Source organism: Streptomyces sp. NPDC054770 (genome assembly GCF_053611985.1).
On the sequence record NZ_JBSHBL010000020.1, the window covers coordinates 40,304 to 63,009 of the forward strand.

21 protein-coding genes are annotated in these 22,706 nt (G+C 70.3%); 2 read left to right on the forward strand and 19 right to left on the reverse strand.

Annotation, left to right across the window (positions count from 1 at the left end; translation table 11 throughout):
- Positions 1–39: 39 nt before the first annotated feature.
- Positions 40–1,491, reverse strand: a complete 1,452-nt coding sequence (locus ACWGKQ_RS19550; protein ID WP_453293173.1) for an NCS2 family permease — start codon at positions 1,489–1,491, stop codon at positions 40–42.
- A gap of 293 nt (positions 1,492–1,784) precedes the next feature.
- On the opposite strand from ACWGKQ_RS19550, the gene ACWGKQ_RS19555 reads away from it, so the two are divergent.
- A complete protein-coding gene (locus ACWGKQ_RS19555) occupies positions 1,785–2,357 on the forward strand; it encodes a SigE family RNA polymerase sigma factor (protein ID WP_453293174.1) in 573 nt (190 codons plus the stop codon).
- Positions 2,354–3,205: a hypothetical protein gene (locus ACWGKQ_RS19560; protein ID WP_453293175.1), complete on the forward strand. Its 852-nt coding sequence runs from the start codon at positions 2,354–2,356 to the stop codon at positions 3,203–3,205. The genes ACWGKQ_RS19555 and ACWGKQ_RS19560 overlap by 4 nt, the downstream gene beginning before the upstream one ends.
- A 110-nt stretch (positions 3,206–3,315) precedes the next feature.
- Here the strand turns inward: ACWGKQ_RS19560 and ACWGKQ_RS19565 are convergent, their stop codons facing one another.
- From ACWGKQ_RS19565 to ACWGKQ_RS19650, 18 genes are all read right to left on the reverse strand, one after another.
- The gene (locus ACWGKQ_RS19565; protein WP_453293176.1) at positions 3,316–4,470 is read right to left on the reverse strand and encodes a right-handed parallel beta-helix repeat-containing protein; all 1,155 of its coding nucleotides are present in this window, start codon (positions 4,468–4,470) and stop codon (positions 3,316–3,318) included.
- A 146-nt stretch (positions 4,471–4,616) separates the two neighbouring features.
- Positions 4,617–5,414, reverse strand: coding sequence for an HAD family acid phosphatase (locus ACWGKQ_RS19570; protein ID WP_453293177.1), 798 nt, complete (start codon positions 5,412–5,414; stop codon positions 4,617–4,619).
- 139 nt (positions 5,415–5,553) lie between these two features.
- Positions 5,554–6,657 carry a right-handed parallel beta-helix repeat-containing protein gene (locus tag ACWGKQ_RS19575; protein ID WP_453293254.1) on the reverse strand — a complete coding sequence of 368 codons (1,104 nt, stop codon included), beginning with the start codon at positions 6,655–6,657 and terminating at the stop codon, positions 5,554–5,556.
- Positions 6,658–6,688: 31 nt separating this feature from the next.
- On the reverse strand, positions 6,689–7,672 hold the full coding sequence (locus ACWGKQ_RS19580) for a pectinesterase family protein (RefSeq protein WP_453293255.1): 984 nt from the start codon (positions 7,670–7,672) through the stop codon (positions 6,689–6,691).
- A 46-nt stretch (positions 7,673–7,718) separates the two neighbouring features.
- The gene (locus ACWGKQ_RS19585) at positions 7,719–8,837 is read right to left on the reverse strand and encodes a pectinesterase family protein (protein WP_453293178.1); all 1,119 of its coding nucleotides are present in this window, start codon (positions 8,835–8,837) and stop codon (positions 7,719–7,721) included.
- Positions 8,838–8,939: 102 nt separating this feature from the next.
- A complete protein-coding gene (locus tag ACWGKQ_RS19590) occupies positions 8,940–10,256 on the reverse strand; it encodes a pectate lyase family protein (protein ID WP_453293179.1) in 1,317 nt (438 codons plus the stop codon).
- A 13-nt stretch (positions 10,257–10,269) separates the two neighbouring features.
- Positions 10,270–11,046, reverse strand: a complete 777-nt coding sequence (locus tag ACWGKQ_RS19595; RefSeq protein ID WP_453293180.1) for a rhamnogalacturonan acetylesterase — start codon at positions 11,044–11,046, stop codon at positions 10,270–10,272.
- Positions 11,047–11,179: 133 nt separating this feature from the next.
- Entirely contained in the window at positions 11,180–12,514 is a 1,335-nt protein-coding gene (locus ACWGKQ_RS19600; protein ID WP_453293181.1) for an ABC transporter substrate-binding protein, read from the reverse strand.
- Positions 12,511–14,052, reverse strand: a complete 1,542-nt coding sequence (locus ACWGKQ_RS19605) for a family 43 glycosylhydrolase (protein WP_453293182.1) — start codon at positions 14,050–14,052, stop codon at positions 12,511–12,513. The genes ACWGKQ_RS19600 and ACWGKQ_RS19605 overlap by 4 nt, the downstream gene beginning before the upstream one ends.
- Entirely contained in the window at positions 14,049–15,197 is a 1,149-nt protein-coding gene (locus ACWGKQ_RS19610; protein ID WP_453293183.1) for a Gfo/Idh/MocA family protein, read from the reverse strand. Before ACWGKQ_RS19610 ends, ACWGKQ_RS19605 begins: the two co-directional genes overlap by 4 nt.
- A 70-nt stretch (positions 15,198–15,267) precedes the next feature.
- Entirely contained in the window at positions 15,268–16,152 is an 885-nt protein-coding gene (locus ACWGKQ_RS19615) for a carbohydrate ABC transporter permease (RefSeq protein ID WP_453293184.1), read from the reverse strand.
- On the reverse strand, positions 16,149–17,084 hold the full coding sequence (locus tag ACWGKQ_RS19620) for a carbohydrate ABC transporter permease (RefSeq protein ID WP_453293185.1): 936 nt from the start codon (positions 17,082–17,084) through the stop codon (positions 16,149–16,151). Before ACWGKQ_RS19620 ends, ACWGKQ_RS19615 begins: the two co-directional genes overlap by 4 nt.
- A 105-nt stretch (positions 17,085–17,189) precedes the next feature.
- A complete protein-coding gene (gene araD, locus ACWGKQ_RS19625) occupies positions 17,190–18,920 on the reverse strand; it encodes an L-arabinonate dehydratase (protein WP_453293186.1) in 1,731 nt (576 codons plus the stop codon).
- Positions 18,908–19,819, reverse strand: a complete 912-nt coding sequence (locus ACWGKQ_RS19630; RefSeq protein WP_453293187.1) for a dihydrodipicolinate synthase family protein — start codon at positions 19,817–19,819, stop codon at positions 18,908–18,910. Before ACWGKQ_RS19630 ends, araD begins: the two co-directional genes overlap by 13 nt.
- Entirely contained in the window at positions 19,816–20,472 is a 657-nt protein-coding gene (locus ACWGKQ_RS19635; RefSeq protein WP_453293188.1) for a GntR family transcriptional regulator, read from the reverse strand. The genes ACWGKQ_RS19630 and ACWGKQ_RS19635 overlap by 4 nt, the downstream gene beginning before the upstream one ends.
- A gap of 253 nt (positions 20,473–20,725) precedes the next feature.
- Positions 20,726–21,478, reverse strand: coding sequence for an MBL fold metallo-hydrolase (locus ACWGKQ_RS19640; RefSeq protein WP_453293189.1), 753 nt, complete (start codon positions 21,476–21,478; stop codon positions 20,726–20,728).
- Between the two features lie 110 nt (positions 21,479–21,588).
- Complete coding sequence (locus ACWGKQ_RS19645; RefSeq protein WP_453293190.1) at positions 21,589–22,170, reverse strand: TIGR03086 family metal-binding protein; 582 nt, start codon at positions 22,168–22,170, stop codon at positions 21,589–21,591.
- On the reverse strand, positions 22,167–22,625 hold the full coding sequence (locus ACWGKQ_RS19650; protein WP_453293191.1) for a DUF6010 family protein: 459 nt from the start codon (positions 22,623–22,625) through the stop codon (positions 22,167–22,169). The genes ACWGKQ_RS19645 and ACWGKQ_RS19650 overlap by 4 nt, the downstream gene beginning before the upstream one ends.
- Positions 22,626–22,706: the final 81 nt, after the last annotated feature.

Sequence of the window (22,706 nt, forward strand, 5' to 3'; positions counted from 1 at the left end):
ACCAGCCACGAATCACCCGCAGCCGATCGCGCAGCCTTCCTACTTCACACCCAGCACCTGCTCCACCGGATCAATCGCGAAGTACACCAGGAACAGCGCCGACACGGCCCACAACAGCCAGTTGACCTCCTTCGCCTTCCCCAGCACCGCCTTGATCACGACGTACGCCAGGAACCCCGCCCCGATGCCGTCCGTGATGGAGTAGGTGAACGGCATCGCGGCGATCGTCAGGAACGCCGGGATCGCGATCTCGTACCTGTCCCAGTCGATGTGCTTGACGTGGGTCATCATCAGGAAGCCCACGGCGATCAGCGCGGGCGCCGCCGCCTGGAGCGGGACGATGGTCAGCAGGGGCGTGAGGAAGAGGGCCAGCCCGAACATCCCGCCGGTGACGAGGTTGGCGAAGCCGGTACGCGCCCCCTCCCCCACCCCCGCCGCCGACTCGATGTACGCCGTGTTGGAGGAGGCCGAGCCGATGCCGCCGGCCACCGCCGCTGCGCCGTCGATGAACAGCACCCGCCCGATACCCGGCACCTGCCCCTGGTCGTCGAGGAGCCCGGCCTCCGCGCTGATCCCGACGATCGTGCCCATGGCGTCGAAGAAGTCGGACAGGATCAGGGTGAAGACCAGCAGTACGGCGGTGAGGACACCGGCCTTGCCGAAGCCGCCGAACAGGCTGAAGTGACCGATGAGCCCGAAGTCGGGCGCGGCCACGATCTTGTCGGGGACCTTCGGCGTGGTCAGGCCCCAGCTCTTGATGTCGGCGGCGGAGTTGATGACGATCGCCACCAGGGTCATCGTGACGATGCTGATCAGGATCGCGCCCTTCACCTTCCGCGCGACCAGCGCGATGGTCAGGAGCACGCCAACACAGAAGACGAGCACGGGCCAGCCGGTGAGCCGTCCGACGGCACCCAGCTGCACCGGCACGGTGGTGTCCGCGGCGTCCGGGATCCGGCTGACGAAGCCCGCGTCGACGAAGCCGATGAACGCGATGAACAGGCCGATGCCGACGCCGATCGCCTGCTTCAGCTGCTGCGGGATGGCGTTCATGATGGCCTCGCGCAGACCGGTCACGACCAGTACGCAGATCAGCAGGCCTTCGAGGACGACCAGGCCCATCGCGTCGGACCAGCTCATCAGCGGCGCCAGCTGGAAGGCGACGACGGCGTTGAGGCCGAGACCGGCCGCGATGGCGAGGGGCAGGTTGCCGCCGACCCCCATGACGACGGTCATGACGCAGGCCACCAGGGCGGTGGCGGTGACGAGTTGTCCGGTGTCGAGGGTGTGGCCGAACTTGTCCTTGGCGCTGCCCAGGATGATGGGGTTCAGGACAAGGATGTAGGCCATGGTGAAGAACGTGGCGAAGCCGCCGCGTATCTCCCGGCCGAAGGTGGATCCTCGTTCGGAGATCTTGAAGAACCGGTCGACGCCGTTCCCGGCAGGTGGCGCGGCCCCCTGCGGCCGGGCCGCCTTCTGCGTCTCGGACATGCTCGTACTCCTCGTCCCCTGGGCATGCGTGTGCGGATGCTGGCTGGATTGTTCCCGCGCCGAACCGGTTTCAGGTTTTCCCCGTGTTACGGAATCAGGCTCGGTGTGGTTCGGTGGACCACACCGCGTCCGGCCTCTCGCACGAGATACCACGAGATGCATCGAACCCCCGTACGACGCACACGAAATGATCACTGCTACGCTCCGGATCTCGCCGGAACGTTCCTCCGGATGTTCGCATGTCACCGCATGTCATCTGCATGACACAGAATCCCTGACAGAAGAGGTCACCCGTGGGCTCAGTCGTCGACGACGCCGCCTCCGAGGAGTTCCATGCCTTCTTCGAACGCCACTACGCCGAACTCGCCCGTCTCGCCCACCTGCTGACCGGTGAGGCGGACGCCGCCGACGATCTGGCCGCCGACGCCCTGCTGGCGCTGTGGCACCGCTGGGACCGGGTACGGGCCGCCGACCACCCGGTGGCCTACGCCCGGGGCGTCGTCGCCAACCTGGCCCGCACCCGCATCCGCAGTGCCGTGCGCGAACGGCGCCGGATCGCCCTGTTCTGGTCGCACCGCGAGGAGACCGCCGAGAACCCGGACGTCGCCGGAGTGGTCGACGTACAGGGGGCGTTGCGCCGGCTGCCGTTCCGCAAGCGGGCGTGTGTGGTGCTCCGGCACGCGTTCGACCTGTCGGAGAAGGACACCGCGCTCGCCCTGGGGATCTCGGTGGGTACCGTTAAGAGCCAGACGTCCAAGGGCATGGCGGAGTTGCAGCGGCTGCTCGGCGACTCCCAGGGTGTGCCGCAGCGGGTGCACGCGGCGATGGTGCCGCGGACCGGTGAGAGCGGAGGAAGGAACCGATGAGGCAGCAGGACGTGCACGACGAGCTGCGCGCCCGGCTGCACGAGACGGCCGAGGCGCACGAACCCGACCGCGCCCGCATCCTGGCCCGGGTCGAGCGGGGCATGGCCGCGCAGGGCCGCCCGAACCATCGCGCCACCCTCCCGCCCGTGTTCGGCTGGGTCCGGGTGATCAGCGCCACGGCCGCGGTCGCCGCGGTCCTCGGGGTCGGCGGCTACGCGGTCGCCTCGGCCGTGAAGGACCCGCCCACCGAGAAGACGGTCGCGGTGTCGCCGACGCCGTTGTCCTCCTCGGACCCGACCAGCCGCCCGCCGTCCCGCCGGGCTGCCCCGCCGGCCTCCGAGGCGCCCTCGAAGAACGCGTCCCCCAGGGCGAGTTCGACGCCCTCGTCGACCCCGAAGGCGTCCGCCACCCCCGCGGCACCCGTCGCGAAGGGCGAGCAGGACGGCCCGCTCTGGTCGGACGGCTCGGTGGACCCGCACAGCAACGACTTCTGGGCGCAGTCCAACGTGACCCTGAAGACCTCCGGGCAGCTGACGGCGCTCACGGTGCGGTTGAAGGTGGCCCAGACGGGCGGGGTGACCGACGCCGGAGCCTGGCGCTCACTGCCGGAGACCGACTTCACGCAGTCGGTCTCCGAGCAGGACGGCTTCCTCGTCTACACGTGGACCCTCAAGCCGGGCAGCAAGGTCGCGGCCGGCGAGTGGGTGTTCGCGGGCCAGTACAACCACAAACAGGGCGGCCGCGACGCCAAGAAGGACAGCTACACCATCACCGGCAGCACGGACGGCAAGCAGTACGCGGTGACAGGCGACTTCGCGACGCACACGACAGCCGACGGCGACTCATAGGAATACGGCGACTCTCCGCGCCCCCGAAGGGGCGCGGGGCTGTACCGATATGCGGCTCCGCCGCGTGGGCGCGACCAGCCACAACGGCCGCGCACCCCGCGACGCACCCGTCAGTCCATGGTGGATCCGATCGTCGCCGACCCGGTGGTCAGAAACATCGTCACCGGCAACGCCCCACTCGTCGGCCGCGCCGCGTACGCGGTCGTCGCATCCGTCGACTTGAAGGCCGGCGTAGCCACCCCGGCGTCCCAGCTGTTCGCCGCCGACACCGCCCTGGACCCCAGCTTGTCCGCCCCGCCCCCGTTGCCCACCGCCAGGTTCCGCGCCAGCCGGGCCTTGCCGGTCTCGAAGAAGAACCCGGCCTGGGCGTTCGCGTAGGCCGTGTTGCGGTTCAGGACGATCGCCCCGGTGTTGGAGTTCTCCGTGAACCCGTTCAGCGTGTTGTCCCAGGCCGCGTCGTCGTTGACGACATGCGCGACGGCGACGCCCCCGCCGCCCAGCTTGAACCCGTTGCCGTTGCCCTCGAACGCGGAGTCGTTCCAGCGGTTCTTGCCGTTGCCGAAGGCCCAGCTGTGCTCGATGGTGACGGGGGACGAGAACTGCCACAGGTCAAGCCCGTCATCCGAGTTGTTGTACAGACGCGCGCCGGTCACCTTGTTGCCGGTGCCCGAGCCGAACTTGATGGCGATGCCGTCGGCGTTCTGTCCGTGGCCGGCCTTGTCGTAGTTGCCGTAACTGTCCAGGTTCTGGACGAGGTTGTTCACGGTGTTGTCGCCGCGCAGCGTGAACCCGGAGTCGCCGTTGTCCGCGGTGACGAGGTTCTTGAAGATCCCGCCCGTGGACGAGGTGACGACGAAGCCCTGGGCCGGGGAGTTCTGGAAGGTGAGGTCCTGCACGGTCCAGTAGCTGCCGTAGATCCCGGTGAGCCACTGGCCGGCGGGCAGCTTGGAGCCGTCGATCCTCACCTTCTCGCCGCTGTAGGCCTTGAGCGTGATGCGGTTGGAAGCGGTGCCGCTGACCGTCGACTTCAGGGTGGCGGTCGGGTAGTAGGTGCCCGCGCGCACCTGGATGACGGTACCGGCGGCGGCGCCGGCGACGGCCGACTCCAGCTGGGCGGTGGTGGAGACGGTCACCGTGCTGGTGGCGGCCTGGGCACCGCCGTTCGACAGACCGAGGTAGACGCCTCCCGCCCCCGCGGCGACGGCCACCGCCGCGGCGATCGAGAGGGTACGCGTCCTGCGGTGGCGTCCGGTGCTGAAGCGCACTGGCCGTTCCTTTCCTTGGCGTCCTTGACGTACGTGACGTGCAGGACGTGTTCGACGAGGGAGCGAAACGGGCCGGAGGGGCCGCCCCGGCCCGTTTCTGTCTCCCAGTCGCCGCCATGGCCGGAAAGGGTTGCCGTCTTCCTCGGCTACGACACGAAGTACGTCGGGTTCGGCAGCTTGTACGTGCGGTCCGCGTGGCCGCCGTCCAGGTCCGAGTACTGGTCGCCGAAGTTGGCGATGATGTCGTACCCGAGGTCCTTCTCGATGTGGTTGCGGGTGCCGGACTTGTACTGCACGGTCGTGCAGGTCCAGCTGCCCGCGGTGGCGCAACCGCTCAGGTACGACGGCGGGTTGGCCGCGTCCTTGAGGAACATGTGCGCGGTGTCGAGGTTGACGTCGGCGCCGATCTTCTTCAGGTTCTCGACCGCGGCGGTGCGCTGCGCCTCGCTCAGGCCGGAGTTGTAGAAGACCTCGACGCCGTCCTTCGCCGCGTACTGGACGAGCTCGGCGCTGCCGAAGACGCCCGGCCGGTCGGCCTTGTTGACGTAGGCCGCCCAGGTCGCGCTGTTGTACGTGTAGTTGTAGCGCTTCTCGTAGTCGAGGCTGAGGAGCAGGGTGTCGTCGATGTCGAAGACGACCGCGGGCTTCTCGCCGTGCCGGTGCGCCTTGCGCGCGGCCCGGTCGATGTAGCGCTTGGCGTCCGCGTCGATGCGGGCCAGGTCCTTGGCGTAGGGGCTGGTCGGCGAGGCCTGGTAGACGCCGTTGGCGTCGGCGGCGGTGCCGTAGTAGGTGTCGATGTCCTTCACCAGGAGCCCGATGTTGTACGGCTCGTGGGTGGAGTTCGCGGTCGACTGGCCGGCCGTGGCGGCACCGGCGCCGTAGAGGGCGCCGCCGGCGAGCGCACACGTGGTGGCGATCGCGGCGAGACGAAGTGACTTATGCATGTCAGGAGTTCTACGCGCGTCACCGGGGTGGGCGCGAGACCCGTTGCCTGATCGATATCTCATCGGCGGGCAAAAAGCGGGTCAAGCGCCCTGGAAGGAGTCCCTCCGGTTGCCTCTGGTGGCTCTGGCTCCCTCCGGCTCAGTTCATGGTGGCCCCGATGGTCGTGCTCCCCGTCGTCAGGAAGGTGGTCGCCGGCAGGGAGCCGTCCGACTGGCGGGCGTTGTACGTGGTGGTGGCGTCCGTCGACTTGAAGGCGGGCGTGCTGATGCCGCTGTCCCAGTTGTTGCCGGCCGACACCACCGAGGAGCCCTTGCTGACCAGCCCGCTGCCGTTGCTCACCGCGAGGTTCTTGCCGAGCCTGGCCGCGCTGGTGGCGAAGTAGTAGCCCCAGCCGCCGTTGGCGTAGGCGGTGGTGCGGTTGATGACGATCGCGCCGGTGTTGGAGTTCTCGGTGAACCCGTTGCCCGAGTTGCCCCAGGCGGCCGAGTTGTTGACGACGTGCGCCACGGTGACGCCGTTGCCGCCCAGCTTGAAGCCGTTGCCGTTGCCCTCGAACGCGGAGTCGCCCCAGCGGTTGACGCCGTTGCCGAAGGACCAGGTGTGCTCGATGGTGACGGGCGAGGAGAAGGACCAGAGGTCGATCCCGTCGTCCGAGTTGTTGTACAGGCGGGCCCCGGTGACGAGGTTGCCGGTGCCGGAGCCGAACTTGATGGCGACGCCGTCGGCGTTCTGGCCGTGGGTGGCGGCGTCGTAGTTGCCGTACGAGTCGAGGTTCTTGACCGTGTTGTTCACGGTCCCGTCCCCGGTGAGCGTGAAGCCGGAGTCGCCGCCGTCGATGGTCTTGATGTTGTTCCAGTTGGTGCCGGTGCAGGACTGGCAGACCACCGCGCTGTCCGGGGAGTTCTGGAAGGTGATGTCGGAGACGTTCCAGTAGTCCGCGGTCAGCTTGAAGATCCACTGACCGGAGGGCAGCGAGGAACCGTCGATCTTGACCGTCTCCGAGCCGTACGCGGTGAGCGTGACCGGTGCGGCGGAGGTGCCGTTGACCGTGGACTGGAGGGTGGCCGTCGGGTAGTAGGTGCCGCCGCGGACCTGGATGACCTCGCCTGCGGTGGCGTTCTTGATGGCGTTGGACAGGTCGGTGGAGTTGCTGACCACGACGGTCGCCGCGTGGGCCGGGGTGGCGAGCACGGCGAGTCCGAGCGATGCCGTGGTCACGGCGAGCGCGGTGAAGGTGCTGATTCGACGCATGACGTGCGGGTCCTTTCGTCGATCAGAGTGAGCGGACGGGTTTCCAGTCGCCGAGGTAGGCCGCGGGGGTGTGCGACGTGGCCTCGGCGGCGGTGAGCTGGGGCCGGTTGTCGGGGACGGTGATCACCGCGCCCGGCCCGGAGTTGCGGTACTCGGCGAACCGCATGGACTGCCAGGGGTAGGCGTCCCGCATGTTCGTGTAGGGCGCGACGGGGTCGATCCCGGGGCCGATGAGGCTGTCCCGCACGACCAGCGAGGGCCAGGCGGTGGTCTCGTACGTCGGCACCCAGGGCCGCGCCAGCTTGTACGCCCCGTCCTCCGCGCCGGAGGAGAACCGGCAGCGGACGGCGAGGAACCCGTGCGGGTTCGCACGGGCGGTCGAGGGGGCGAACACCATGCCCTTGGGGGTGAAGGTCACGTCCCGCTGCAGGGTGCGGAAGTGGCAGTGGGCGTACACCGCGACGGCCCGCCCGAAGACGAAGTCGACGTCGCCCTCGATGTAGCACCCCCGGAAGAACTGCCGGTCGAAGGAGGCGAGTTCGGTGGTGTCGGCGAACAGGGTGTCCTGGTGGGCGAGGAACCGCACGTTCTCGACGTGGGTGCGGTCCCCGGTCAGGTAGGCGGCGACGGCCTGGGTCCCGGTGATGTCCGGGTGGTCGGCGCGCAGCCAGTCGTTGGCGAGGGTGAGGTCGCGGACGGCGAGCCCGGGCGCCGCCGAGGTGAAGGTGGCCGAGCCGGCCGTGCCGTAGGTCCCCGAACCGTCCGGTTTCTGGGTCCCGTTGGCGTTGTCGTAGACGATGACGGCGGCCCGGGGATCGCGGCTCGCGCCCCGCAGTGTCAACTCCTCCTTGCCCGCGGGGACGTTGACGACCTGGCGGTACGTCCCCGGGTGCACGACGATCGTCCAGCCGGGGCCCGGCACCGCGTCCACGGCCGCCTGGACGGAGTCACCGGGCCGGACGTGCAGGGTGCGGTGGTCCCGGGTGAAGGCGGTGGCCGAGCCCATGGCCGGCACGGCCGCAGCGGCGAGCAGTGTGCGTCGGGTCGGCACGTCAGCACTCCTTCCACGGGGTCCAGTCGCCGAGATATGTCTCCCGGGTCGCGGACTCGGCCTGTTCCGCGGTGAGTTGGGGCCGGTTCCCGGGGACGGTGATCGCCGCGCCGGGCCCGGAGTTGCGGTACTCGGCGAACCGCATGGACTGCCAGGGGAAGGCGTCCGACATGTTGGTGTAGGGGGCGACGGCGTCGATGCCGGGGCCGAGGCAGGAATCGCGGACGACCAGCGAGGGGCGGGCCGTGGTGTCGGAGCTGGGCACCCAGGGGCGGGCCAGCTTGTAGGAGGCGTCCGGGGCCGCGCTGCTGATCCGGCTCCGGCTCACCAGATAGCCGTACGGGTCGGCGGCCGCCGTGGACGGCGCGAGGACGAACCCGTACGGGGCGGCGGCCAGGTCGGTCCGGTCCAGGGTGCGGAAGTGGCAGCCCTCGTACACCGCCGTGGCCCGCCCGAAGACGAAGTCCACGTCGCCCTCGGCATAGCAGTGCGCGAAGTACTGCCGGGCGAAGACGCCGAGGGCCGTCGAGTCGGCGTACAGGGCGTCCTGGTGGCCGAGGAACCGGCAGTGGTGGAAGGCGCTGCGGTCGCCCTGCACCTTGAGGGCGACGGCCTGGGTGCCGCTGACGATGTCGGGGTGGTCGGCGCGCAACCAGTCGTTGGCGAAGGTGATCCAGCGGGCGGTGAAGCCGTCGGCCTGCACGGTGGTGGTGGCGGAGCCGGTGGTGCCGTACGTCCCGCCGCCGGGCTTGGGGGTGCCGGCCGCGTTGTCGTAGACGATGACGACGTCACGCGGGTTCTCGGTGGCGCCGATCCAGGTGGCCTCGGTGCGGGTGGTGTCGACGGCGACCGTCTCCCGGTAGACGCCGGGGGCGAGGACCAGGGTCCAGCCGCTGCCGGTGGCGGCGGTCACGGCGGCCTGGACGGTGCTGAAGTCACCGCGGCCGTGCGGGTCGACGTAAAGGGTCTCCGGACTGCGGCGGCGCTCCGGGGACCCGTACCGCCCGAAGGGGCGGGCGGCTGCTTCTGCGGGCAGGGCGGCCAGGGCGAGCGCGGCGCCCGCCCCGGCGCCCGCGAGCAGGAAACTCCGTCTGGACGGGGGAAGGTGGGGCGAGGACATGCGGGTGCTCCTTGGGGAGGGAGAGGGGTGGCGGTACTCCTTGCCGTGGGGGGTGGGGCCGGGGCGGACTCCGGTGCGCGCCCCGGCCGGGGCGGACGCGTGTCAGCGCAGGTGACCGGCGCCCGCGCCGCAGTCGACGATGCGCGGCACGGCCGGTGCCGGGTCGATCCTCGTGCGCAGGGTCGGGGTCCAGGTCGAACCCGCCGTGAGGGTCTCGGCGGGGATCTGCGCGTTGTGGACGGCGATCAGGTCGGTCAGCTCACCGTTGACGTAGTTGTCGTCGGCGGTGAGCGTCGACTCGTTCCACTTCTTCAGGATCGAACCTGCCTCGACCGTGTCGGGCAGGGTGAACGCGTTGTGCTCGGCGACGAGTTGGGACTCGATGCCGATGCCGTAGCTGTAGCCGTAGCCGTCCTCGGCGACGAAGTGGTTGTTGTAGGAGTCGACCTGCCCGAACCGCACCCGGGGCGCCCGCTCCACCAGGTCGGAGAACAGGTTGTGGTGGAGGGTGACCTTGAGGTGCCCCCGGTCGACGGCCGCGGTGGACGCGCTGTCGCTGTTGCCGATGAGGATGGTCTTGTCGTGGTCCTCGAAGACGTTCCAGGAGACCGTGACGTAGTCGGCGCCCTTGACGATGTCCACTTCGCCGTCGTGCTGCTCGTAGATCCGCCCGAAGTAGTACGGCAGGGTGCTGTCCGGGTGCTCACCGTCGGTGAACGTGTTGTGGTCCATCCACACGTGTGTGGACCCGTAGACGACCGCGCTGTCGTACTCGGAGTTCCAGTTGCCGTCGGCGGTGTCGGTCGGGTCCCACTGCGGGAAGCAGTCGAGGGGGCTCTCGAAACCCAGGTTGCGGACGATGACGTTGTCGACGGCCTTGATCTGGAGGCTGGCGCCCTTGAATCCGGCGTCCTTGCCGATGCCGACGATGGTGGTGTTGGCCGGGACGTACGCCTTGATGTAGGCGTCCTGGAGGGCGGCGGAGGCGCGGCGCAGGCCCTCCGGGCTGTCGTCGGGCTCGTTGTCGAGGTTGGTGGAGTGGCCCCAGGCCTCCGGTGAGTACTTGGCGAGGTAGGCGTCGAAGTCGTAGCCGGGCACGGCGAACGAGTCACAGCTGGGCCCGTCCGCGTCGATGGTCCCCTTGACTCTGATGATCTTCGGCGCACTGCCGCCGTCGGCGAGGGCGGCCTTGAACCCGTCCCAGGTGGTGACGGTGTAGACGTGCGCGGCGTCGGCGGCAGCCCCGCCGGTGGTCCCGGTGGTGGCCGCGCCCCAGCCGTCGTCCGCGGCCAGTACCTGACGGTCGAGCGCGACCCGGTGGGGGGTCGCGGCCTGGGCGGTGCCGGTCACGGCCAGTACGAGAGCCGTGCAGCCCACGATCGCCGCTATGACGCGTCCATGACATTTCTGTATACGCACTGTGCGGGTCTCCTCAGCTTGCGGGTGGCCAGGTGATCCAGGAGGTGGGGATGTCCTTGTGCAGCCGGACGACGTCGTGCCGGGCCAGCACCCGGGTGCGCAGCAGTTCCTGCGCCACCAGCCGGGCCACGGCGATGGCCCCCGGCGGGTTGAAGTGCGTGTTGTCCTGCTCGGTGTCCGTCCAGTTGAAGTACGTCTTGGTCGCCTCGACCCCGAGCGACTGCCACAGCGCGAGCGACAGCGCCTCGATGTCGAGCAGCGCGACCCGCTCCCGCGCGGCGAGCGCGCGCATCGCCGCCGGGTAGTCCCCGTGCGTCGGCACGGCGTTGCCGTCGGCGTCGAACCGCCGGCGCTCGACGGGCGTGGCGAGCACCGGCCGCGCCCCGTACGCACGGGCACCCTCGACATAGAGCCGCAGGTAGTCCTGGTAGCTGGTCCAGGGTTCGGTGTACCGGGTGGGGTCGTCGCTCTTCTCGTCGTTGTGTGCGAACTGAATGACCAGCAGGTCGTGCGGCCGGATGGCGGCGAGAATGGCATCGAGCCGCCCCTCGTCGACAAAGCTCTTGGAACTCCGCCCGTTCACGGCTTGGTTGGAGACGGCGATTTCCTTCCGGAGAAAGAAGGGAAGCGCCATTCCCCACCCGGTCTCCGGGGCCGCGTCGGCGTATTTCTGGGCGGCGGTGGAGTCTCCGGCGATGTAGAGGGCGCGATGGTTCCTCTCGGGAGCACCGCCGACGAGAGGAACGGCCGTGAGGGCCGCGGAAGTTACCTGCCTGCGCGTAAGGGACACGGAGGCCGCCTTTCAAACAGGGGATGAGGTTTCCTGCCTAGGGGCGCGGGTCTGTACTGATTGGCGGCTCCGCCGCGTGGGCGCGACCAGCCACAACCGACCCGCAGCCCCCCACAACCGAAACCACCCGATCTCAGTGGTGCTGCTTCCAGTCCGCCTGAGCCTTGTCGAGCTGGTCGGCCAACGTGTCCAGGAACTCCTTCGCCGTCATCTTCCCGAGCAGCACCTTCTGGAAGTTCGGCTCGTTGTCCGCCTTGGAAATGGTGTTCCAGTCCGGCAGGTAGTAAGGAAGCTGCACGATCTTCGTCGACGCCCCGTTGAGCGCCTCGGCGGCCAGCTTCGTCGGCTCCGACGCCTGGACCCAGGCATCCCCCGCCGCCTCGTTGTTCGCCGGCACCTGCCCCGCCGACTCGTTCCACTTGCTGTTGGCCTCGTGCGCGGCGGCGAACTCGATGAACTTCCAGGCGGCCGCTTTGTTCTTGCTGGACTTGAAAAGGCCGAGACCGTCCACGGGGTTGGAGACCTGCACCCGGGTGCCGTCGTCCAGCGTCGGATTCGGAATTCCCTTGAACTTCCCGCTGAGCGCCTTCTCGTGGTCGGCATAGGAACCGAGGTTGTGGCTCAGCATCCCGATCGTGCCGGAATCCCACTGCGCGACCATCTTGGTGAAGTCGTTGTTCACGTCGGCGGACGGGGTGTCCTTCTTGTACAGCCCGACGTACTTCTCCAGGGCGGCGACGTTCTTCGGGTCGTTGACGGTGGTCTTGTCACCGTTCCAGAAAGAGGTGATCCCGCTCTGCCCGTAGACGGCGTCCAGCGCCTGGGCGATGGATCCCTCGCCGCCCCGGATGGTGTACCCGAACCTGTTCTTCGCCTGGTCGGTGAGTTTCGCGGCGGCCTCGTAGAACTTCGTCCAGGTGGTCGGCGGGTCCAGCTTGGCCGCGCCGAACAGATCGGTCCGGTACCAGAGCGTGCCGTTGTTCGCGGAGGTCGGCACGGAGTACGTCTTCCCGTCACCGCCCGCGGACTTCACGCTGTCCAGGAACTTCTCGTTGAGCTTGCCGTTCAGCGAACTCTTCGCGAGCCGGCTGTCCAGCGGCTCCAGCGCGCCCTGCGCGGCGACCTCCGCGAGCATCGCGGTGGTGACCCCGCCGACGTCGGGCAGTCCGCCGCCCTGGATGGCGGTGTCGTACTTGGACTGGACACTGGCGGCGGGCACCCCGACGTACGTGACCTTGATGTCGGGGTTCTGCTTCTCGAAGTCGGCGATGATCTCCTTCCAGACGTCGGTGCGGACACCGCCGTTGTTGTCCCAGAAGGTGATCGTGCCCTTCCCGGAGCCCTCGCCGCCCTTGTCTCCCGCGCCCCCGCTGCCGTCGTCACCGCAGGCGGTGGCGGTCAGCGCGAGCACGGAACCCAGAGCGACGGCGACGGCCGCGCGCCTGCTTCTGCGGATGCTGCTCTTCATTGATCGGCTCTCTTCTGTCGGTGTCGGCAGGGGGTGACGCGGAAGTGCGTGAAGGTGGCGGCCCCGGCGGCGCCCGGTCCCTCGGGCGCGGCGGCGAAGAGGCCGAGCAGGGCGCCGACCCAGCGCCAGGGCGTGGCCGCGAACACCGGTCCGGACGGCACGAAGCCCGCCCCCACGTCGTACGCGAACCGGGAGCGCGCCCCCGCGCCGATCCCGATCCGCAGCCGGGCGTGTCCGCCGGGCGCCGGCCGGCCCGGGGCCGCGTCCCGTTCCCGGTCGGCGGCGGCCTGCGCGAACCGGTGCACGAGCCGCACGGCTCCGCCCGGCCCGCGCTCCAGCCCGATCCAGCCGAAGGCGTCCCCGAGCACCGCAAGCCCCGCCCGCGCCCCGGGCTCGGCGCTGTCCAGCCGCAGTCCGACCTCGACGACGCACGGCGTCCCGGGCAGCCGCTGGGTCAGCACGTGCGGCAGTCGGCGCAGGTCGTGCGCATCCCCCGAGCGCACGCAGGCGAGCCGCAGGCCGTCCCCGGAGTGCTGGGTGGCCCAGCCGGCCCCCGGGTTGGCCGTCCACTGCCACTGCCGGCCGAACCGGCCGCCGGGGAACGCGTCGTCGGTGGCGGGCGCGGCCGGCGGCTGCTCCGGCAGGGCGGGCCTCGGGTGTACGGCGACGGGCGCGCCGTCGTCCCCGATCACCGGCCAGCCGTCCGCGCCCCAGCGCATCGGCTGGAGGTGGACGACCCTGCCGTACGCGCCCCGCTGCTGGAAGTGCAGGAACCAGTCCTCGCCGGCTCCGGTCCGCACCCAGCCGCCCTGGTGCGGTCCGTTGACGTCGGTGTCCCGCTGTTCCAGGACGATCCGTTCCTCGTACGGCCCGAAGAAGCCGCGGGAGCGCAGGGCGCCCTGCCAGCCGGTGGCCACTCCCCCGGCGGGGGCGAGGATCCAGAACCAGCCGTCGTGCCGGTGGAGCTTGGGGCCCTCCAGGGTGAACCACCCCGGTAACCGGTCCCCGTCCACGATCACCTTGCCGGCGTCCAGCAGCGAGGTGCCGTCGGGGTGCATCCGGTGGCCGGTCAGCCGGTTGTCGATGCCGGAGCGGGACTTCGCCCAGGCGTGGACGAGGTACGCCTCGCCCGTCCCGTCGTCCCACAGCGGGCAGGGGTCGATGAGTCCCCGGCCCTCCTTCACCAGGTGCGGGCGGCTCCAAGGGCCTCTGATCTCAGGGGCGTTGACCTGGAATATGCCGTGGTCGGGGTCGCCCCAGAAGATCCAGAAGCGGTCGTCGTGGTGGCGTAACGAGGGGGCCCAGACCCCGCGGTCGTGGCGCGGGGCGGCGAACTGCTCCTCGGGTTCGAGGCGTTCGAGGGCGTGGCCGACCAGGGTCCAGTTGACCAGGTCGCGGGAGTGCAGCAGCGGCAGGCCGGGGGCGCGGCCGAAACTGGAGGCGGTGAGGTAGAAGTCGTCGCCGACGCGGACGACGTCCGGGTCGGACCAGTCGGCGTTCAGGACGGGGTTGGTGTACGTCTGTCCGCCATCCGTCATGTACTCACCCCCTTCGGCGGAGCCCAGGGGGCGCCCACTTCCGAGTAGAGGGAGAGGGTGTCGGCGCACGCCGTGACCAGTGCGTCGATGCCGGTCACGACCCGGCGCTCCGCCTCGGGCAGGTAGTGCCAGGCGTCGGCGGGCAGCGCGGCCGGGTCGTCGGCCAGTCGAATCGCTTCGACGACCTTCATGAAGGCCCCGGTCGCGTCCGGCTCCACCAGCAGGGCGGCGCCGGTGGTGAGGTGGTCGGCGAGGTTCTCCAGCAGGTCCGTGCTGCCGTACTCGATCTCCTCGGGGCCGTGGCCGGCCCGCTGCACCAGCACCCGGTCCTGCTTGTACCAGTGGGTGATCCGGCCGCTGGTGCCGTGCACCACTACGTACGGGTCCCCCGGTTCCTCGGCGCAGAGCGTGGCGGCGACCGTGACCGGGCCGCGCGGGGTGCTGACGCGGACGCAGGAGGTGTCGTCGGACTCGATGTCGTTGGCGCGCAGCAGCTCGGTCTCGATGCCGGTGACGTCCTCGGCGCGGTCGGTGCCGAGCAGTGCCAGGCCGGTGGCGACGGCGTGCGCGAGGGGGTTGGTGAGGACCCCGTCGACCACGTCGACGCCGTTCAGCCGCCGCTTGCCGGCCCAGGGCGCCCGGCGGTAGTAGGACTCGGGGCGGGCCCAGGCACCCGCGCCGCCCACTCCCACCACGTCACCGACGGCGCCCTGCGCGATCAGCCGCCGGATGGCGGGCACGGCGTGCGAGCCCAGCGACTGGAAGCCGATCTGGCAGGACACACCGGCCTTGGCGACCCCGTCGGCCATCCGCCGGAACTCGGCGTACGACGGCGCCGGCGGCTTCTCGAGGAGCACGTGCACGCCCCGCTCGGCGGCCGTCAGGGCCAGGTCCGTGTGGGTGGGGATCGGGGTGCAGATCACGGCGATCCGGGCGCCGGTCGCATCCAGCAGGGCGCCGAAGTCGGCGGACTGGGCGGGCTGCCCGAGCCCCTCCGGCAGCTCGTCCGGGCCCAGCGGGGTCAGCTCGCAGATCCCGGCGAGCCGTACGATCCCCTTCTCCTGGAGCCGGCGGATGTTCTCCAGGTGCCAGCGGCCGTGGCCGCGGGCGCCCGCCAGGACGAGGTCGATGGTCGAAGAGTTCACAGCGTTCTCCCTGCGCAGCCGATCTTTGGGTGCAGGGTAAGCGTTTGCACCGAGCGGTCCGAAAGGTGTCTCATCCCTTCACCGCCCCCGCGCTGAAGCCGGTGATCAGCCACTTCTGGATGAAGGCGAAGACGATCACGACGGGTACCGCGGCGATGATCCCGCCCGCGGCCAGCGCGCCCAGGTCCACGCTGTCGGCGCTCATCAGGGTGTTGAGGCCGACCGGGATGGTCTGCTTGCTCTGGTCGGAGAGGAACATCAGGGCGAACAGGAAGTGGTTCCAGGCGTGCACGAAGGCGAAGGAGCCGACCGCGACCAGCCCGGGCCGCAGCAGCGGCAGGACGACGATCCGGAAGGCGGTGAGCCGGTTGCAGCCGTCGACCCAGGCGGCCTCCTCCAGGGAGTACGGCACGTTCCTGATGAAGCCGCTGATCAGGATCATCGACAGCGGGAGCTGGAAGACGGTCTCGGCGATGATCACACTGCCGAGGGAGTTGATCATCTGGAGCCTGGCGAAGATCTGGAAGAGCGGGACCAGGAGCAGCGCGCCCGGCACGAACTGGGAGCAGAGCAGGGCCAGCATGAAGCCGCGCTTGAGCCGGAAGTCGAAGCGGGCGAGGGCGTAGCCGCCGGCCAGCGCGACGACCGTGGTCAGCACCAGGGTGGCGACTCCGACGTAGACGCTGTTGGTGAAGTAGGTGCCGAAGCTGCGCTCGGTCCACACCTTTTGGAAGTGGTCGAAGGTGACCGGCCAGGGGACGAGGGAGGTGGAGCCGGCCGGGCGGAGGGCGAAGAGCAGGATCCAGTAGAAGGGGATCAGGGTGAAGAGGAGGTAGATCCCGAGGGGGAGGTAGATCTGCCAGCGGGGGACCTCGTCCCAGGCGCGGCGCTTCTTTCCCGGCCGGGCGGGCCCGGCCACGGCGGGCTCGGCCTCGGGGGCGATCTCGGTGATCACTTGACCCCGCCCCCGAACTTGCTCAGCCGCAGGTAGACGATGGAGCAGAAGAGCAGGATCACGAAGGCCACCGTGGTCAGCGCGGAGGCATAGCCGAAGTTGTGGGCGTCGACGCTGGTGTTGGCGATGTAGAGGGGAAGGGTCGTCGTCTCCCCCGCCGGACCGCCTCCGGTCAGCGTGTAGAGCAGGTCGACGTTGTTGAACTCCCACACCGCGCGCAGCAGCGTGGAGAGCACGATGGCGTCCTTGAGGTGCGGCAGCGTGATGTGCCAGAACTGCTTGAGACGGCTCGCCCCGTCGACCTCCGCCGCCTCGTACAGGTCCTTGGACACGGACTGGAGGTCGGCGAGGATGAGGATCGCGAAGAAGGGCACACCCCGCCAGAGATCGGCGACCACGGCCGCCGGGAAGACGGTCGAGGTGTCCGACAGCCAACTCGTGCCGTACGCCCCGATGCCCGCGTCGGCGAGGTAACGCGTGATGCCGGTCTGGGAGTTGTAGAGCAGTACCCAGATCGCGGAGGTCAGCACCCCGGAGACGGCCCAGGGCGAGAAGACCAGGGCGCGTCCCAGCGCCCGCCCCACGAAGGTCTGGTTGACGATCAGCGCGAGCGCGAGCCCGAACAGCAGCTGCAACCCGACTTCCGTCACGACCCACTTGGCGCTGAAGGTCAGCGTGTCCCAGAACTGCGGGTCGTGCGCGAAGGCCTGCGTGAAGTTGCCGAGGCCCGCGAAGCCGTTCCGCCAGGGCTTGGTGGGGTTGTAGTTCTGCAGGCTGTAGTAGAAGACGCTGAGCACCGGGTAGGCGATGAAGCCCAGCATCAGCAGGGCCGCCGGGGCGATCAGCAGATACGGCAGCCTGCGCGGCGTCGCGGAGCCACGGCGCCGCCGGGGTGGCGCGGGCGGTTTCGCCACGGCTGCGGCTTGGGCCATGACCTGTTCTCCGTTCGCGATGGGGCAGTTGCAGGGAGCATGGGAAGCGCTTGCTAAATGCACATGGTTGAAGCGCTTCGACGATCGTCAGAGCAAGTCGGGAGGTCAGCCCGCGTACGGGTCCGGGACTTCTCCCGGCCGGGCCAGGAACTCGAAGTCGCAGCCGGTGTCGGCCTGGGTGATCTGCTGGTCGTAGAGCGCGCCGTAGCCGCGCTCGTACCGCGCGGGCGGCGGTGTCCACTGCGCCCGGCGCCGCGCCAGCTCGTCGTCGTCCACGTCGAGCCGGAGCGTGCGCGCCTCGACGTCCAGGGTGACGAGGTCGCCGGTGCGGACCAGGGCGAGCGGCCCGCCGACGTACGACTCGGGCGCGATGTGCAGCACGCAGGCGCCGTAACTGGTGCCGCTCATCCGGGCGTCGGAGATCCGCACCATGTCCCGCACGCCCTGCTTGAGGAGGTGCTCGGGGATGGGCAGCATGCCGTACTCGGGCATGCCGGGGCCGCCCCTGGGCCCGGCGTTGCGCAGCACGAGCACGGTCTCGGCGGTGATCCCGAGGGACGGATCGTCGATGGTGCGCTGCATCGTCCGGTAGTCGTCGAAGACGACGGCCCGGCCGGTGTGCCTGAGCAGGTGCGGCTCGGCGGCGATGTGCTTGATGACGGCACCGTCCGGGCAGAGGTTGCCGCGCAGCACGGCGACCCCGCCTTCTCCCGCGACAGGGTTGTCGCGGGTCCTGATGACGTCGTCGTCGTGCACCCGGGCGCCGGCGAGCTGTTCGCGGTAGGTGTCGTACGACACCGTGGGCCGGTCCAGGTGGAGCAGGTCGGGGATGCGGGAGAGGAAGCCGGGGAGGCCGCCCGCGAAGTGGAAGTCCTCCATGAGGTACTTCTGGCCGCCGGGGCGGACGTCGGCGAGGACGGGCACGGTGCGGGCGATGCGGTCGAAGTCGTCGAGGGTGAGCCGCACCCCCGCCCGCCCGGCCATGGCGATGAGGTGGATGACGGCGTTGGTGGAGCCGCCGAGCCCGAGGACGGTGGTGACGGCGTCCTCGAAGGCCTCCGGGGTGAGGAGCTGCGAGAGCCGCCGGTCCCGGTGGACGAGTTCGACGATCCGCATGCCCGACCGGGCCGCCATCCGGTCGTGCCCGGAGTCGACGGCCGGGATGCTGGACGCGCCCGGGACGGTCACGCCGAGCGCCTCGGCGGCGGCGGTCAGGGTGGAGGCGGTCCCCATGGTCATGCAGTGCCCGGGCGAGCGGGCCAGCCCGCTCTCCAGCTCCTGCATCTCGCAGTCGCCGATCAGGCCGGCGCGCCGGTCGTCCCAGTACTTCCACATGTCGGTGCCGGAGCCGAGGACCTCGCCCCGCCAGTGGCCGGGGAGCATGGGTCCCGCGGGCACGAAGACGGCGGGCAGGTCGACGGAGGCGGCGCCCATGAGCAGGGCCGGGGTGGACTTGTCGCAGCCGCCCATCAGCACGGCCCCGTCGACCGGGTACGACCGCAGCAGCTCCTCGGTCTCCATGGCGAGGAGGTTGCGGTAGAGCATCGGGGTCGGCTTCTGGAAGGTCTCCGAGAGGGTGGACACCGGGAACTCCAGTGGGAATCCGCCCGCCTGCCAGACGCCCCGCTTGACCGCCTGCGCCCGGTCACGGAGGTGCACATGACAGGGATTGATGTCCGACCAGGTGTTGAGGATCGCGATGACCGGCTTGCCGAGGTGCTCCTCGGGGAGATAGCCGAGCTGGCGGGTGCGGGCGCGGTGGCTGAAGGAGCGGAGCCCTTCGGTGCCGTACCACTGGTGGCTTCTGAGTTCCTCGGGCTTTTTCATACGGACCATCCGGAGGCGATGGCGGCGACCTCGGCGCGCTCTTCCTCGGGCAGCTGCCTGCTGGGCGGGCGGACGTCGCGGCGGCACAGGCCCAGGGAGGCGAGGGCCTCCTTGACGACGGTGACGTTGTCGGCGGAGCCGTGGGCCGCCCGGAGTTCCTCGAAGCGGCGGATCTGTTCCCAGACCTTCATGGCGGCCGGGTAGTCACCGGATCGAAGCGCTTCGATCATCTGCAGCGAAACGGCCGGGGCGACGTTCACGAGGCCGGAGGTGAAGCCGGTGGCACCGGCCGAGAAGTAGGAGGGCGCGTAGGGCTCGGCGAGCCCGGCGACCCAGACGAAGCGGTCGAGCCCCGCGTCCCGCGCGAAGGCGGCGAACCTGGCGGCGTCCGGGACCGCGTACTTGACGCCGATCACATTGGGGCAGGCGTCGGCGAGTTCGGCGAGACGGACGCCGGGGAGCTGGGCGTTGCGGACGTACGGGACGACGCCGAGTTCGGGGACGGACGCGGCGATGGCCCGGTGGTAGTCGACCCAGCCGGCCTGCGAGACGTACGGGTGGACCGGCTGATGGACCATCACCATGTGTGCGCCGTGCTCGCGGGCGTGCCGGGCGGAGGCGACCGCGGTGGGGATGTCGTGCCCGACGCCGACGAGCACCGTCGCGGCGTCCCCGGCCTCGTCGAGCGTCGACTCGGTGACGAGCCGCCGCTCTTCGGGGGCGAGGGCGTAGAACTCGCCGGTGTTTCCGTTGGGGGTGAGGGTGCGGACGCCGCCGTCGAGAAGCCGGCGCAGCAGGGCCCGGTGGGCGTCCTGGTCGACGCCGCCGTCCGCGGCGAAGGGGGTCACCGGGATGGCCACCACGTCGGCCAGGGCCGCCCGCTGGGTCTCGAACGCCACGCTGCTCATTCCCGGCCTCCCTGGTCGGCCGCCCCGGGGAACGCCCGGTCGACGAAGGACGCGATATGGGCGTACAGGGTGCGGGCGGCGCCGTCGGCATCGCCCGCGAGCGCCAGCCGCAGGATCTCGCGGTGCTCACCGGCCTCCTGCTCCCAGGAGGGGGAGGCGGCCCAGGCCACGGCGGAGACCAGGGCGGCCTGGTCGCGGACCTCGTCGAGCATCCGGCCGAGCAGCGGGTTGCCGCACGGGAGGTAGAGGGCGCGGTGGAAGTCGCGGTTGGCGAGGGAGCGTTCGGCGGTGTCGGTCGCGTTGTCCGCGCGGGTGAGGGCGTCACGGGCGTCGTCGAGGGAGGCGCCGCGCCGCACGGCCCGCTTGAGCGCCTCGGGTTCGAGGAGCAGCCGCACGTCGTAGACCTCGCGCGCCATGTCCGCGTCCACCATGCGCACCGTGACGCCCTTGTACTGGCTCATCACGACCAGCCCGGTCCCCGCGAGGGTCTTGAGCGCCTCCCGCACCGGGGTCTTGGACACCCCGAACTGCGCGGCGAGCTCGGTCTCCACCAGGGCCTGACCGGGTGTCAGCTGCCCGGTGAGGATGCGGTGTTTGATCGCGTCCAGCACGAACTGCGTACGGGACGGAATCGGCATGGGCACAGAGGTCATGCGCGCCTCTCGGGGTCACGTATCAGGCAGGGGCCTGATCTGACGTATCTGATCCGACGTATCTGATCTCGCGTATCGCGTCTCATATATGACGTACGAAGTACGACGCGGATGAAGGTAGGAGGACGGCTGTGTTTCGTCAATGCTTCTGACAAAGGTGGTCGGGGCCGGGCGCCCGTCGGCCACGGAACGCCGGTCGCGGCGACTGCCGAGTCCGCCGGTCCGGTGCTGATCACGTTCGGCCTCCGCTGTTTCAGAAGCCTCGCGTTTCCCCCTCCCGCGCCACGCCGGTGGGACGTCCCCACACCGCCCCCGCCCGGGCCGCTGCCGTCTCGCGGGTCAGGGCGGGTCCCACATGGGTGATCAGCAGTTCCCGTACGCCCGCCTCGCGAGCGATCCGTCCGGCGTCCTCGGGGGTCAGGTGAACCCGTTCGCCTTCGCGATGCCTGTCGAGGTCGGCCTCGCACAGGAAGACGTCCGCGCGGGCGGCCAGCTCGGTCAGGGCCGCGCACGGTCCGCTGTCCCCGGAATACGCCAGCACGCTCCCCTGGCACTCGGCGCGCAGACCGTAGGCCTCCGTGTCGTGCACCACCGCCCGGGCGGTCAGCCGCAGGTTCCAGTGCTGGACGGCGTGGCCGTCGTACAGCGGCCGGAAGTCGAACACCCCGCTCAGGAAGCGCACATCCGGCCGCCCGAGGAAGCCCGCCAGGCGCTGTGCGCACTCCTGCGGCGCGTACACCGGGATCGGGGCGGCCGGGGCCAGTCCGCCGAAGGCGTAGGCGTACGCGGCGGCCAGCAGGTCCGCGCTGTGGTCCACGTGCAGGTGCGAGAGCCAGATCGCCGTGAGCCGCGCCGGATCCGTGTGCCGCTGCAACTCCGCGAAGGTCCCCGTCCCCGCGTCCACCCACACCTCGGCGCCGCCGCCACGCAGCAGGTAACCGGAGCACGGGCGGCCGGGCCGAGGGTGGGGAGAGGCGGTGCCGAGGACGGTGAGGCTCAAGGGCATGGCGAGGAGAGTACGGATCCGGGTCCCCGCCCGCTCACGGATCGAGTCCTTTTACGCCTTGGCCCCTGGAGGCCGGCCTCCCGCCTCACGCCCCCTACGGCCCGCCCCCCTCACGGCCTCCATCCCGGGTCCCGGCCGCTCAGACCCACCGTCCGGTCCAGCAGCCGCGCGCTCTCCGGCACCGGTACGAGGGGGCCGAACGGGCCGCGGTCGCCCTCCGCCACCATCCGCAGGAAGCCGTACGCCGCCTCCAGCGCCACCGGGTCCGGGACGTACTCCTGGCCGGTGGCCCGGGCCAGGTCCCAGCCGTGGATGACCAGCTCGTCGGCGGCCACCGCGCCCGCCACGCCGCCCGGCATGTCGATCCCGCCCGCACGCGTCATGCCGTCCCACGCGGACGGCTCGCGCCAGGCCTCGGCCAGTGCGTCGAGCGCCTTGGGCAGTTCCTGCCGCCACTCCGGTCCGAGTGCCGGCAGGGACGCGTCGGGGCGGTGCTCGGTGGTGGCTCCCAGAGTCTTGTGGGCCGCGTCCCGGAAGGCCACGGACAGGCCCGCCACATGGCCCAGCAGGTGGCGGACCGCGTAGTCCGGACACGGCGTCGACACCGCGAGCTGCCCGTCCGTCACCCGCTCCGCGAGTTCCGCCACGATCCTCGCCTGCGGGCCCAGGTCGATCACGGTCGTACCAGTCATTGTGCTGCCTCCCGGTGCACCGGTTCGGTCGTCCCCTCGGGGTCCTTCAGGAGGGTGGACCGGACCGCCTTGCGAAACTCATCGGTCCGCCACACCGACACCCCGCCCAGGAAGCACCACAGCGCGATCACCGGGTCGCAGATCGCACACCCGAACGACGAGTCGAGGAAGAACGGGATCAGCGGCGAGCCCTTGATGTCGTGGACGATGTCCCACGCCGTGTGCAGCAGCCAGCCGACGCCGACGAAGGTCCAGGAGTCCAGGCCGCGGTAGGCGACATAGGTGGCCAGTGCGGTGAACGCGAACTCCCAGCCGCCCAGGCCGCCGCCGCTCAGGTACGCGGCGCCCGCGCCGGCCACCATCACCGCGTTGAGGCGGCGCCGGTGCGGTTCGCGGACGAGGGACATGAGCAGGACGTAGGCGAGACCGATGAGGATCGGGGCGAGATAACGCATGCGGCCGACCGTAGGGGCGCGGCGGCAGCCGCCCCATGGGCATGACGGACAGGTTCCGACGGATTCCCGCCGGGCGATCCG